The organism is Bordetella muralis (assembly GCF_054781015.1).
Genome location: NZ_BAAGVF010000003.1, coordinates 229,452 through 243,231 on the forward strand (window position 1 = coordinate 229,452; position 13,780 = coordinate 243,231).

General features: G+C 59.9%; 13 protein-coding genes. All 13 read left to right on the forward strand.

What is annotated here, in order from left to right; translation table 11 throughout:
• Positions 1-293: 293 nt before the first annotated feature.
• The 13 genes from ACYVIT_RS06225 to ampC all read left to right on the forward strand — a co-directional run bounded on the left by ACYVIT_RS06225 (position 294) and on the right by ampC (position 13,747).
• Positions 294-1,067, forward strand: coding sequence for an SDR family oxidoreductase (locus tag ACYVIT_RS06225; protein WP_415808581.1), 774 nt, complete (start codon positions 294-296; stop codon positions 1,065-1,067).
• Positions 1,068-1,074: 7 nt separating this feature from the next.
• Positions 1,075-1,323 (forward strand): hypothetical protein, encoded by a 249-nt coding sequence (locus ACYVIT_RS06230; RefSeq protein WP_415808580.1) that lies wholly within the window; start codon positions 1,075-1,077, stop codon positions 1,321-1,323.
• Positions 1,302-1,889, forward strand: a complete 588-nt coding sequence (locus tag ACYVIT_RS06235; protein WP_415808579.1) for a DUF924 family protein — start codon at positions 1,302-1,304, stop codon at positions 1,887-1,889. Before ACYVIT_RS06230 ends, ACYVIT_RS06235 begins: the two co-directional genes overlap by 22 nt.
• Before the next feature lie 110 nt (positions 1,890-1,999).
• Entirely contained in the window at positions 2,000-2,905 is a 906-nt protein-coding gene (locus ACYVIT_RS06240) for a LysR family transcriptional regulator (RefSeq protein WP_415808578.1), read from the forward strand.
• Positions 2,906-3,007: 102 nt separating this feature from the next.
• Entirely contained in the window at positions 3,008-3,889 is an 882-nt protein-coding gene (locus tag ACYVIT_RS06245; protein WP_415808577.1) for a MurR/RpiR family transcriptional regulator, read from the forward strand.
• The gene (locus ACYVIT_RS06250; RefSeq protein ID WP_415808576.1) at positions 3,886-4,866 is read left to right on the forward strand and encodes an isoaspartyl peptidase/L-asparaginase family protein; all 981 of its coding nucleotides are present in this window, start codon (positions 3,886-3,888) and stop codon (positions 4,864-4,866) included. Before ACYVIT_RS06245 ends, ACYVIT_RS06250 begins: the two co-directional genes overlap by 4 nt.
• A 41-nt stretch (positions 4,867-4,907) precedes the next feature.
• Positions 4,908-6,794, forward strand: a complete 1,887-nt coding sequence (locus tag ACYVIT_RS06255) for a dipeptide ABC transporter ATP-binding protein (protein WP_415808574.1) — start codon at positions 4,908-4,910, stop codon at positions 6,792-6,794.
• A gap of 75 nt (positions 6,795-6,869) precedes the next feature.
• Positions 6,870-8,423 (forward strand): glutathione ABC transporter substrate-binding protein GsiB, encoded by a 1,554-nt coding sequence (gene gsiB / locus ACYVIT_RS06260; protein WP_415808572.1) that lies wholly within the window; start codon positions 6,870-6,872, stop codon positions 8,421-8,423.
• A 56-nt stretch (positions 8,424-8,479) separates the two neighbouring features.
• On the forward strand, positions 8,480-9,400 hold the full coding sequence (gene gsiC, locus ACYVIT_RS06265; RefSeq protein ID WP_415808597.1) for a glutathione ABC transporter permease GsiC: 921 nt from the start codon (positions 8,480-8,482) through the stop codon (positions 9,398-9,400).
• A 7-nt stretch (positions 9,401-9,407) separates the two neighbouring features.
• Positions 9,408-10,307 carry a glutathione ABC transporter permease GsiD gene (gsiD, locus tag ACYVIT_RS06270; protein ID WP_415808571.1) on the forward strand — a complete coding sequence of 300 codons (900 nt, stop codon included), beginning with the start codon at positions 9,408-9,410 and terminating at the stop codon, positions 10,305-10,307.
• Between the two features lie 158 nt (positions 10,308-10,465).
• Positions 10,466-11,539 (forward strand): DmpA family aminopeptidase, encoded by a 1,074-nt coding sequence (locus tag ACYVIT_RS06275; protein ID WP_415808570.1) that lies wholly within the window; start codon positions 10,466-10,468, stop codon positions 11,537-11,539.
• Positions 11,540-11,691: 152 nt separating this feature from the next.
• Entirely contained in the window at positions 11,692-12,522 is an 831-nt protein-coding gene (locus ACYVIT_RS06280; RefSeq protein ID WP_415808569.1) for a M55 family metallopeptidase, read from the forward strand.
• Between the two features lie 70 nt (positions 12,523-12,592).
• The gene (gene ampC / locus ACYVIT_RS06285; protein WP_415808568.1) at positions 12,593-13,747 is read left to right on the forward strand and encodes a class C beta-lactamase; all 1,155 of its coding nucleotides are present in this window, start codon (positions 12,593-12,595) and stop codon (positions 13,745-13,747) included.
• The last annotated feature ends 33 nt before the right edge of the window (positions 13,748-13,780 follow it).

Sequence of the window (13,780 nt, forward strand, 5' to 3'; positions counted from 1 at the left end):
AGATTGTGGGATTGTTTTGACCGTGCGGGCGGTGCAGGCAGCGGTCGGTCCGACAAGGTAGCTCACAGCAGCATTGGCGTGTTCGGGTTTGAGGGCCGCAGTACGTGCCTGAGCTGGTGCAATGGCCGCAGTGTTTCGCTACTATTTCTCAAGGTCTGTTGGCGTTTGATTGTTTGTCCCAGTATGTTCGATTGGGCAGTTTTTCTGGATAATCCATCCAGCTGCGACGGATTTATCGACGTTGCCTTCGTGTATATGCTGAAACTCCTTTCCATCCGATCAGGAGTTTTTCCATGGCAGACCATTCCATCAAAGGTAAAGTCGCGTTGATCGCGGGCGGCGCAAAGAACCTGGGCGGCTTGATCGCGCGTGATCTGGCTGAACAGGGCGCCAAGGCCGTGGCCATTCACTACAACAGCGCAGCGAGCAAAGCCGATGCCGACGCCACGGTGGCCGCAATTCAGGCCGCGGGGGCCAAGGCGGTCGCGATCCAGGCAGATTTGACAACGGCCGGTGCTGTCGAAAAGCTCTTTGCCGATGCGATCGCTGCGGTGGGCAAGCCCGATATCGCGATCAATACGGTGGGCAAGGTTCTGAAAAAGCCATTCACCGAGATCACTGAGGCCGAATACGACGACATGACGGCGGTGAATGCCAAGTCCGCCTTCTTCTTTTTGAAAGAAGCGGGAAAACACGTCAACGACAATGGCAAGGTCGTGACGCTGGTGACGTCGCTCTTGGGTGCGTTCACGCCGTTCTATGCTGCGTATGCCGGTACCAAGGCGCCGGTTGAACACTTTACGCGAGCCGCGGCAAAGGAATTCGGTGCCCGAGGCATCTCTGTCACGGCCGTCGGGCCGGGCCCGATGGACACGCCATTCTTTTATCCTGCCGAAGGCGCTGATGCCGTGGCTTACCACAAGACAGCCGCCGCGCTGTCGCCGTTGTCGAAAACGGGCTTGACGGATATCGAGGATGTCGTACCCTTTATCCGTCATTTGGTCAGTGACGGCTGGTGGATCACAGGGCAGACGATCTTGATCAACGGTGGCTATACCACCAAGTGAGGACACTATGCGTACGGTGATTTTTATCGTGGTGGGGCTGGTCGTGGCGGCAGCGCTGCTGCGTTGGGTCCCCGTACCATATCGGACCTGGGCTGCGGGCGTGTTTACCGCGGGCTGGTTTGGTGTGTCGGCCTGGAATTTGCGCACAGGCTTGTCACACGGATACACCTTGGCCGAAGAATTGCCCATTCACGTGGCGCTCTTTGGTATTCCTGTTGCAATGGCCTGGGGGGTATGGTGGTGGTTACGACGTTAAATACAGGACGGGCCGATGCGCACGATCTGCCTGACGAGGCGGTGGCGGTAGTGCGATTTTGGCGCGACGCCGGTGCTGATCGCTGGTTCAACAAATCAGCGGCGTTTGACGATGAGTTCCGCGGGCGCTTTCTGTCTCTGCATGAGGCGGCCGCACGTGGCGAGCTTGATGGCTGGGCACAGACGGCCGAGGGGGCATTGGCGCTGCTGATATTGCTGGATCAGTTCCCGCGCAATGCCTTCAGGGGGACGGCTCGCATGTACGAGACCGACGCGCGAGCCAGAATGATCGCGCACCAGGCCGTCGACAATGGTCTGGATGACCAGGTAGAAAAGGCGCTACGCGTTTTCTTTTATCTGCCATTTTCCCATTCCGAAAATATCCAGGATCAACGTCGCGGGGTCGAGCGGAATCAGCGCTTGGGACAGCCGTGGTTAACACATGCGTTGGGACATGCCGACATCATTGAACGCTTTGGCCGTTTTCCTCATCGCAATCCTCTGCTGGGGCGCAGTACGACAGCGCAGGAACAGGCTTTTCTCGATGCGGGCGGCTTCACTGGCTGACCTCCTTGATTTTTTACCGCTGGGTCGTACCAAGGTAAAAAGCCCCCTCGGGGGGCAGCAAGCCGAAGGCGCGGCGTGGGGGGATTTTCTAACGCCCATAGGCGAGCTACGTGGATAAATTCGATCAATATCGTGTGTTTGTCCAGGTCGCGGAAATGGGCAGCTTTATCAAGGCGGCCCACGCGCTTGATTTACCGAGAGCCTCCGTCTCTGCGGCCGTTCAACAGCTGGAGACGCGAATGGGGGCCCGCCTGCTGCACCGGACGACGCGGCATGTGCGGTTGACGGCCGACGGCGAGCAGTTGCTCGAACGCGTGCGGCCCTTGCTGAGTGAAATCGAAAGCATCGATCAGTTGTTCGAGCTCAGCGAACGTCAGGTGTCGGGCCGCCTGAATATCGACGTGCCGAGCCGCATCGCCAGGCGGTTGATAGCCCCGGCGCTACCCACCTTGTTGCGCCGCCACCCTCGCTTGCAATTGGCGCTGGGGTCTTCGGACCGTGTAATTGACTTGATTCAGGAAGGGGTCGATTGTGCCGTACGTATCGGCACGCTGCACGATAGCAGCCTCGTGGTGCGGCCTTTGGGGCGCATCGCATTGATTAATTGCGCCAGCCCCGCGTATCTGCGAGAGCAGGGTGAGCCTGCCCATCCGGATGATCTGGCTGCTGGCCATTGGGCGGTAGGCTATGCGTCCGCGACCACGGGGCGCGAAATGCCATGGGAGTATGTCGGCCCGGACGGGGAGGAGCATGCGCTGGTATTGCCCAGCCGGGTGATCGTAAACAATGCCGAGAGCTACATCGCCTGCTGCCTGGCAGGGATGGGATTGATACAAATTCCCCGTTTCGACGTGCAGCACTTGCTGGACACGGGCGCGTTGTGCGAGGTTCTGCCCGGCTATCGCGCCGCAGCCATGCCCGTGGCCTTGCTTTATCCCCATCGCCGCCAGCGCTCCCGGCGGCTGGCTGTGTTTCTGGAGTGGTTCGAGCACCTGATGCGGCCGTATTTGGGGTAATCCCTCGGTATGAAAATTAATTTTCTTGAATACAATTACAATGTAAATTAATTTACACACGCCGGCTCGTCGCCGTATTCCCTACGTAGCACCTCCCGATTCATGACTCAGGCGCCTTTGTCTGTTGCCGCGCGGATAGCCCGTGCGCAGCCCTCGTTCAGCCGCATCCAGCATCAGATGGCGGAATACGTGCTCGCGCATCAGTTTCGTGTGGCGACCATGACGATCGACGAGTTTGCGGCAGCGGCCGGGGTGTCGGTGGCTTCGGCCAACCGTTTCGCCCGCGCTCTGGATTTACCGGGCTATCCGCAATTCCGCGCTGAGTTGGCGCGCGGGTTCGAGTCCGCTCTCGAGCCGGTAGAGAAAATGCGCGTTGAGCTGGCTCATTCCGCCACGGCGGCGCAAGTCATGGCCTCCGCGCTGGAAGAAGACATTCGCAATGCGCAGCGCACCCTGCAGGAATTGGATCCGCAGGCCTGTGAGCGCGCGGTGGATATGGTGTTGGCTGCCGAGCGCGTGTTCATTATTGGTTTTGGGTCCAGCGGCTTTTTGGCGGGGCTTCTGCAACGCGGCCTGTATATGCATTTGCATGCCTGTGAGTCGCTGGCCGGTCCTGGCGGCGTGTCGCATGCCGCCCGCCAGATGGTTCGTATGACATCGCGTGACCTGGTCATCGCGATTGGCTTTCCGCGTTATCTGGCCGATACCGTGACCCTGAGCCAGGCGGCGCAGCAGGCCGGTGTGCCGGTGCTGGTGTTGACGGACAAGGCAACCTCGCCGTTGGCGCCGTTGGCAACCGTGGCGTTATACGCCCATACCGCGCGCCAGTTGTCGTCCAATTCGGAGACGGCTGCATTGGGGCTGATAGAGGGTCTGTCCGCCGCGGTAGCCCATCGTTCCAAGAATTCAATTCAGGCCGCTGCAGGCGTGACGCAGTCCGTCATGCCGTGGCTATTTCATGGTGCAGGAGCAGGAAAAAGATGATTCAGCCGGTGATCGCCATTCACGGCGGGGCAGGGGCCATGTCGCGGGCCGCTATGTCGCCCGAGAAAGAGCAAGAGTATCTGCAGGCGTTGCGCAGCATCGTTCAGGCTGGCCAGGCTGTGTTGGCACAGGGCGGCAGCGCGTTGGATGCCGTGACTGAGGCAGTGCGTTTGCTCGAGGACTGTCCCTTGTTCAATGCGGGCCACGGCGCGGTGTTCACCAGTACCGGTACGCACGAGCTGGACGCCTCGATCATGGATGGCGCGACGTTGCGCTCCGGCGCGATCGCCAATGTCAATTGTGTGCGCAACCCTGTGTTGGCCGCACGCAAGGTCATGGAAAACAGCAAGCACGTATTTTTTGTCGGTGACGGCGCCGTCGATTTCGCTCGCAGCGAAGGCCTGGAAATCGTCGATCCGTCGTATTTCTCGACCGAAGCGCGTCGCGAACAATTGTTGCGCGTGCAGCGCGAGAACCCCGAGGCTGCCGTGTTGGATCACGATGGTCAGGCGCTGGTGGCGCGTGGCCAGCCGGCCCCGGCAGACCCGCTGGATGCCGACAAGAAATTCGGTACGGTGGGCGCCGTCGCCGTCGATGCGCAGGGCAATGTCGCTGCCGCAACGTCGACCGGCGGTATCACCAACAAGCAGGTTGGCCGCGTAGGCGATGCACCGATGATTGGAGCAGGCTGCTACGCGAATAACCGCACCTGCGCAGTGTCCACGACCGGCACGGGCGAGATGTTCATCCGCATGGTCGCGGCCTATGACGTGTCGGCGTTGATGGAATATCAGGGCGCTTCGCTCGAGGCAGCGGCCAGTCGCGTGGTGCATGAAAAATTGCCCACCATCGAGGGCAAGGGCGGTTTGATTGCCGTGGACGGGCAGGGCAATGTGACCCTGCCGTTCAATACCGAAGGTATGTATCGAGGCTACGGCCGAGTGGGCGAAGACGCTGTCGTCGCCATTTATCGATGACACTGGCGTCATCAAGCATTTAGTTAGGAACGGAATTCAATATGGTTGATCGCGCTCAGACGCTGGCGATGCCGGAAAACCGCGTGGTCCAGGTCGATGACCTGACGGTGCGTTTTGTGACCTCTGAACGAACGGTGGAGGCGGTGCGCAATCTGTCGTTCCATGTCGATCGTGGCGAGACCTTGGCTATCGTCGGCGAGTCGGGCTCGGGTAAATCCGTGACGTCGCTGTCGTTGATGCGCCTGGTCGAGCATGGCGGTGGGCGCATCGCTCAGGGCCGCATGGCGCTGCGCCGTCGCAATAACGAGATCGTGAATCTGGCCGGCGCCTCGCAGCGCATGATGCGCAGTGTGCGCGGCGCCGACATGGCGATGATTTTCCAAGAGCCGATGACGTCGTTGAATCCGGTGTTCACGGCGGGCGATCAGATCGCGGAAACGATCCGTCTGCACCAGGGCATGGACGCTGCTGCGGCTCGTGCCGAAGCCTTGCGCATGCTGGAACAGGTCCGTATCCCCGAAGCCAAATCGGTACTCGACCGTCACCCGCATCAACTGTCCGGCGGCATGCGTCAGCGCGTGATGATCGCGATGGCGTTGGCCTGCAAGCCTGCATTGTTGATTGCGGACGAGCCGACCACGGCGCTGGACGTGACCATCCAGGCCCAGATCCTGCAACTCATCCGTCAGTTGCAAGACGAGATGCAGATGGGCGTGGTCTTCATCACACACGACATGGGTGTCGTGGCCGAGGTAGCCGATCGCGTGTTGGTCATGTTCCGCGGCGACAAAGTCGAAGAAGGTTCGGCCGATCAGGTGTTTGCGGCGCCTCAGCACCAATACACCAAGGCCTTGCTCTCTGCGGTACCGCGATTGGGTGCGATGCAAGGCACGGATCTGCCGGCGCGTTTTCCGCTGTTGCAAGTCGATGGCCAGGCAAAACCTGTGGCAAAGGACGGCGACGCCAGCACGCAGGAAGTGCCGCGCGCAAAGCAAGACCCCGTCCTCAGCGTGCGCGATCTCGTGACGCGTTTCGATCTGCGCGGTGGCATATTCAGCCGCGTGCAACGTCGTGTACATGCCGTTGAGAAAGTGAGTTTTGATCTGTACCCCGGCGAGACGCTGTCGCTGGTGGGCGAGTCCGGTTGCGGGAAATCTACGACGGGCCGTTCGCTGTTGCGCCTGGTCCAGAGCCAGAGTGGCGAGATTCTGTTTGGTGGCCGCGATATCGTCAAACTGAAAAATACCGAACTGCAGGCATTGCGCCGCGATATTCAGTTCGTATTCCAGGATCCGTTCGCCTCGCTGGACCCGCGTGTGACGGTCGGCTTTTCCATCATGGAGCCGCTGTTGGTGCACGGCGTGGCCTCGGGCCGCGAGGCCGAAGCGCGTGTGGCCGAGTTGCTTGAGCGTGTCGGTTTGCCCGCCGAGGTGGCTCAACGCTATCCGCATGAATTCTCCGGCGGCCAACGTCAACGCGTGTGTATCGCACGGGCGCTGGCATTGAACCCCAAGGTCGTGATCGCCGACGAATCCGTGTCGGCCTTGGACGTGTCCATCCAGGCGCAAATCGTCAACCTGCTGATCGATTTGCAGCGCGACCTGGGCGTGTCGTTCCTGTTTATTTCGCACGATATGGCCGTGGTCGAACGCATCAGCCATCGTGTCGCGGTGATGTACCTGGGACAGATCGTCGAGATCGGTCCGCGCCGCGCCATTTTCGAGAACCCCCAACATCCCTACACCAAGAAGCTGATGTCGGCCGTGCCGATCGCCGATCCGGCGCGCCGCCATCTCAAACGCACCTTGTTGTCCGATGAAATCCCGAGCCCGATCCGCAAGGTCGGCGACGAGCCCGTCGTCGAGTCGCTGGTGCAGGTCGGCCCGGGGCATTTTGTTGCGCGTCATGCAGTGGGTGGCGCGTATTGATGTTGCCGGCGGCGGCATGCCGCCGGTCTGTTTTGTTCACTAAACCGTCTCTCCTTTTTGATTTCAGGAGCTGCAATGATGAAAGTACTGCGCCCCACTAAGCTGATGGCCGCCGCCGCGCTGGCCTTTGGCGTGCTCGCTTCGCCGCTGGCTCATGCCAGCAAGGACGTTACCTTCGCGGTATCGATCGCGCTGGAAACGCTCGATCCGTACAACACGAACAGCACCCTGAACCAGGCTGTCGGCAAGGCCTATTACGAGGGTCTGTTTGAGTTCGACAAAGACCTGAAGATCCAGAAAGTCCTGGCCACTGACTACACTGTCAGCGAAGACGGCCTGGTCTATACGTTCAAGCTGCGTCCCGGTGTGAAATTCCAGGACGGTACCGATTTCAACGCCGAGGCCGTCAAGATCAACTTTGACCGTCCTGCCAATCCGGACAACCGCCTGTCGCGCTACATCCAGTTCAGCGTGATCGATCACATCGATGTGGTGGATCCTTTGACGGTCAAGATCACGTTGAAGAAGCCGTTCTCGGCTTTCTTGAACGCATTGGCTCACCCGGCTGCCATGATGATTTCGCCTGCCGCGTTGAAAAAATACGGCAAGGAAATCGGCTTTCATCCCGTGGGCACCGGCCCGTTCGAATTCGTCGAGTGGAAACCCGCCGAATACCTGAAGGTCAAGAAATTCGACGGCTATTGGAACCAGGGCAAGCCGAAAGTTGATTCGATCACTTTCCGCACCGTGACCGACAACAACACGCGTGCTGCCGTGGTGCAGACGGGCGAAGCCCACTTCGCGTTCCCCGTGCCGTTCGAGCAAGCCGCCATCCTGGCCAAGAACGAAAAGCTGGACGTGGTCGATCACCAGAACTCGATCATGGCGCGCTACCTGTCGATGAACACGCAGGTCAAGCCGTTCAATGATCCCAAGGTTCGCCAAGCCATCAACTACGCCATCAACAAACAAGCGTTGGCAAAAGTGGCGTTCAATGGTTATGCCACCATCGTCGATGGCGTTGTGCCCACAGGTGTGGACTACGCCCACAAGACCGGTCCGTGGCCCTACGATCCCGCCAAGGCACGTCAACTGCTGAAGGAAGCAGGCTACGAAAAGGGCTTCGAGACGCAGTTGTGGTCGGCGTATAACGACGGCACGTCGGTCAAGGTGGTCCAGTTCCTGCAGCAACAGCTTGCTCAGGTCGGCATCAAGACTTCGGTAGAGGTATTGGAGTCGGGCCAACGCGTGCAACGCGTACAGCAAGTGCAAAAACCCGAAGACGCCAAGGTTCGCCTCTACTACGCGGGCTGGTCGTCCTCGACCGGCGAAGCCGACTGGGGCCTGCGTCCCTTGCTGAGCACCGGTGCGTTCCCGCCCGTGCTGAACAACGTGTCGTACTACTCCAACAAGTCTGTGGACGATGGCATTCAAGAAGCCCTCGCCACGACGGATCGTGCGAAAAAGACCGAGATCTACAACAAAGTTCAGGAAACCATCTGGAATGACGCCCCCTGGGCCTTCCTGGTGACCCAGAACAATGTGTACGTGAAATCGAAGAACCTGAGCGGTGTGTATGTCGAACCCGACACCTCGTTCTGGTTCGGTGACATCGATCTCAAGCAGTAATCGCAAGCAAGGCTCGGCGGATGCATGGGGCATCCGCCGACGTCTCAGGAATTTCAATGCTGACCTATATCGTCAAACGTTTATTGGGCATGATCCCGACCCTGTTGTTGGTCTCGGTGGTCGTGTTCTTGTTTGTGCACATGCTCCCGGGCGATCCGGCGCGCTTGGCCGCGGGCCAGGATGCCGACCAGGCCACGGTCGAGCTCGTGCGCCAGGAGCTCGGCCTGGATCTGCCCTTGCCGCAGCAATTCGTGCGCTACTTCAGCCATATGCTGCAAGGTGATCTGGGGAACTCGCTGCGTACCAAGCGGCCGGTGTCCACTGAAATCGCCGAGCGCTTTATGCCCACAATGTGGTTGACGATCGCCAGTATGATCTGGTCAGTCGGGTTCGGGATGGTCTTCGGGATTGTCTCTGCCGTCTGGCGCAATCGCTGGCCTGACCGTGTCCTCATGACGCTGGCCGTGTCGGGGATTTCGTTCCCGGCCTTTGCGTTGGGCATGATGCTGATGCAAGTCTTCTCGGTGAATCTGGGATGGCTGCCTACCGTGGGCGCCTCGAGCTGGAAACACTATATTCTGCCGTCCATCACGCTGGGCGCCGCCGTGGCGGCAGTGATGGCGCGATTCACGCGGGCATCGTTCGTTGAGGTCATTCAAGAGGACTTCGTGCGTACGGCGCGGGCCAAGGGCCTGGCGGAAACCCGCGTGGTCATCAAGCACACGCTGCGTAACGCGCTGATTCCCGTGGTCACCATGATGGGCCTGCAGTTCGGCTTTCTGCTGGGCGGCTCGATCGTGGTCGAGACGGTGTTCAACTGGCCGGGCCTGGGCCGGCTGCTGGTTGACGCAGTGACGCAGCGCGACTATCCCGTGATTCAGGGCCTGGTGTTGCTGTTCTCGCTGGAATTCATTTTGATCAACTTGATTGTCGACGTGCTGTATGGCGTCATCAATCCCAGTATCCGTTATAAGTGAGGCGGGCATGAGCAATACGACTACCGCCACTACCGTGCAGGCTGCCAAACAGAACGCGGTGCGCACGCCGCTGACCGAGTTCTGGCGCAAATTCAAAAAGCAGAAACTCGCCGTAGGCGCAGGGATTTTCGTCCTGCTGCTGGTCCTGGTGGCGATTTTTGCGCGCTGGATTGTTCCTTTCGATCCGGAAAATTTCTTTGACTATGACGCGCTGAATGCGGGGCCCTCTGCGACCCATTGGCTAGGCGTGGACTCACTGGGCCGGGATATTTTCAGCCGCATCATTGCGGGTGCGCAGATCTCGTTGGCCGCAGGCTTCCTGTCGGTCGCCATGGGTGCCGTGGTTGGCACCTTGATGGGCCTGATGGCAGGGTACTACGAGGGCTGGTGGGAACGCATCACCATGCGTATTTCCGACGTGCTGTTGGCATTTCCCGGCATGCTGCTGGCGATTGGCGTGGTAGCCATTCTGGGCTCGAGCATGGTCAACGTGATTGTCGCCGTGGCCGTGTTCAGCGTGCCGGCATTTGCGCGACTGGTGCGCGGCAATACGCTCGCCATCAAACAGATGACGTACGTCGAGGCCGTGCGCAGTATCGGTGCATCGGACTGGACCATCATCATGCGCCATATCTTGCCTGGCACGATCTCTCCGATCGTGGTCTATGGCACGATGCGTATCGGCACGTCGATCATCACGGCCGCCAGCCTGTCGTTCCTGGGCATGGGGGCGCAACCGCCCACGCCGGAATGGGGCGCCATGCTGAACGAGGCCCGTGCCGATATGGTGCTGGCCCCGCACGTGGCGATTTTCCCGGCGCTGGCGATTTTCCTGACCGTGTTGGCGTTCAACCTGTTGGGTGATGGCTTGCGCGATGCGTTGGACCCCAAGATCGATCGCCGTTGAACCGCGCGTGTGATCGGCAGTGAATCGAAAAAAAGGGTGCGGCGCAGGCTGCGCCCTTTTTTCCTGGGGTTGACGCTCCGTTCGGGCTGCTGTGTTTTTTTACGTTGCCCAAGCAACACCAGGCATGAATAAGGAGGCCGCCCCTGAGCGGTGATGCCATGACAACAATTGATCCTGCTTTCCCCATGCCGCGCGTCGGCCGATTGCCTAGCGGCGCGCGTGACGCGATCAGCGATGTCGCCGGGGTGACCGTGGGCCATGTGACATTGGCCGATGGCGATTGCCAGACCGGCGTGACGGTGGTGCGCCCGCATGCGGGTAACGTCTATACCGACAAAGTACCGGCAGCCGCCAGCGTCATCAATGGCTTTGGCAAAAGCATAGGCCTGGTGCAAGTCAGCGAATTGGGTGTGTTGGAAACGCCGATCGCGTTGACCAATACGTTTGGCGTGGGTACCGTGGCCAATGCGCAGATACACCAGGCGATTGCGGCCAATCCTCAGATCGGCCGCGACTGGGCAACGGTGAACTCGTTGGTATTCGAGTGCAATGACGGCTATTTGAACGACATCCAGACACTGGCGGTGTCAGAGGCCGACTACCTGGCGGCGTATGAGGCAGCGGATGTCGAGTTCGCGCAAGGGGCGGTCGGCGCCGGGCGCGGCATGTCCAGTTTTTCTTTCAAAGGCGGCATCGGTTCTGCATCGCGCATCGCCGAGATTCAGCCCGGCCAGCGTTATACCGTCGGCGCGCTGGTGCTGTCGAACTTCGGTCGTCTGCCACTGCTGACGATTGCAGGGCGGCCCTTTGGCAAGCGTTTTGCCGAACAACAGGCGGGTGAAACGGGGCCTGAAAAGGGTTCGATCATTTTATTGCTGGCCACGGATGCACCATTGGATGCGCGCCAACTCGGCCGGCTGTCATTGCGTGCCGCGGCAGGATTGGCGCGCACCGGCTCGGTATACGGTCACGGCAGCGGGGATATCTCGATGGCGTTTTCCACGGCCTATACCGTGCCGCATCAAGCCGAGCGCGCGATGCCGGCGCAAGCCGTGCTGCATGAGGCCCGCATCGACAAGCTGTTTGAGGCTGCCGCCGAAGCCTGCGAGCAAGCCATTGTGGCCGCGCTGTGGCGCGCCGAAACCGTGCAGGGCCGAGATGGCCATGTGCGCCAGGCGATTACCGAAGCTATTCCCGATTGGCGGCAATGGCTGACAGACGCTGATCATTGAGCGTATTGCGTGAGGCAGTGTTTGACCGCTGCGGTGAGCCGTAATGCGTGACTGGCGATTGGTTGTGCTTGATGTGCTGTGCCGTGTGATTCGATACGTCGTTAGAGACCGGCAGGCGAGTTTCCAGCTAAATGTTTTTGTTTGAGCATTCTATGAAGATCTTGATTTCCACCGACATTGAAGGCATTGCCGGCGTCTTTCATCCTGAACAGGTTCGTGCCGGCAATGGCGAGTACGAGCGGGCGCGTGCCTGGATGACCAAAGAAGCCAACGCCGCGGTGATAGGCGCGTTTGCGGGTGGTGCGACGGAAGTGCTGGTCAATGATTCGCACGGCGGTTTTCGTAATCTGCTGCCCGATCTGCTGGACCCGCGTGCGCGTCTGGTGTTGGGCAAACCCCGCTATCTGGGCATGATGGGTGGTCTCGAGGAACCCTGCGATGCCGTGATCATGATCGGCTATCACTCGCGTGCACAGGGGCGTGGGATCCTCGCACACACGATCAACAGTTTCGCGTTTGCCCGCGTGCTGATCAACGGATTGGAGCTGGGCGAGGCCGGTTTGTACGGCGCGCTCGCGGGCGAGCTGGGCGTGCCGGTCATCATGGCCAGCGGCGATGATGTTTTCATCGAAGAAACGCGGCCGCTGTATCCGAATGCCCAATGGGTGCAAACCAAAGTCGCGCACGGGCAGGGCAGTGGAGTGACCTTGTCGCCCGAGGCCGCCCGCCAGGCAATTGCGGCCGCGGCGGAAACGGCAGTGCGCGCCGTCGTGGACCACACGGGCGGTACCGCTCCCCTGCAGATCGCGGCGCCTATAGAATGCCGGTTGCAGACCCAGACTACGGCGTTGGCCGATCTGTTCTGCATGTGGCCCACGCTCGAGCGCGTGGACGGTGTGACGGTGCGGTTTACGGCCGATAGCATGCAAGCAGCGGTACGCACGCTCAATAGCTTGTCGGCCATGTCGTCCATGCTCCGTTAAGGGGCCTTGGCCGTCCAGGCTGACTGCAGATCGTTCGTCCCCACGAAGTACTTTCGAGATTGAATCGCCTATGTATTCCGTCAATAAACGATGGCTTCAACCCCTTTGGTGTGCATGCCTGGCCGCAATCATGAGTCCCGCGGCGGCTGGCGCAGCGGTGCCCGAATCTCCTGTCAATATCAGTCAGGCGGCCGAGCAAGTCATGCGAGAGTACAACGTGCCGGGCATGGCGATTTCCGTGACCGACCATGGGAAGCAAACGTTTTATAACTTCGGGGTCGCGTCAAAGACGACGCGCCAGCCAGTCACCAGCGATACGCTGTTCGAGATCGGTTCTGTCAGCAAGACGTTCACTGCGACACTGGCAACCTACGCTCAGACGCTCGGACGCCTTTCTTTAGATGATAGTCCTGCCCGGCATCTGCCTTATCTGCGCGGCAGCAGTCTGGACAACGTCAGCCTCGCTCATCTCGGCACTCACACTGCCGGAGGCTTTCCGCTACAGGTGCCGGACGCCATTACCAACGAAAAACAGTTGATGCGTTATTTCGTAGCGTGGACGCCGCAGTACGCGGCAGGCACCGCGCGGACCTATGCCAATCCAAGTATCGGTTTGCTGGGCGTCGTTGCCGCCAAGGCGTCAGGTCTGCCGTTCAAGACGGCTATGGAACGACAGCTCTTTCCGCTGTTGGGGCTGCATGACACCTATATCGACGTGCCACCGGCAAAACTGGAAAACTATGCCCAGGGTTACAACAAAGCCGACGCGCCAGTGCGCGTGAACCCGGGCATCCTCGCGGACGAGGCTTACGGCGTCAAAACCACCGCCAGAGATCTGATCCGCTTCGTGCAGTTGAATATCGATTCGTCCCGAGGCGGGAGCGATCTCGACAAGGCGCTGCGCAACACCCGTGTCGGGTATTTCACGCTTGGCGCCATGACACAGGACCTCGTCTGGGAGCAGTACGAGGAATCCGTCGAGCTCAAGGACTTGCTCGACGGAAACTCCGCCAGGATTGCGTATGAAACCCATCCCGTCCAGGCCATCGCGCCGCCTCGTCCGCCCCTGCAAGCGGCTTGGGTCAACAAGACCGGATCGACCAACGGGTTTGGGGCTTATGTCGCGTTTTTGCCTGCTCAGCGCAAGGGTATCGTCATCCTGGCAAACAAGAATTTTCCGATTGAGGCCCGTGTCCGGCTCGCCTATCTCATCTTGATGCGTTGACGCATATTGAAACAAGCGTAGTATCGGTTGCCT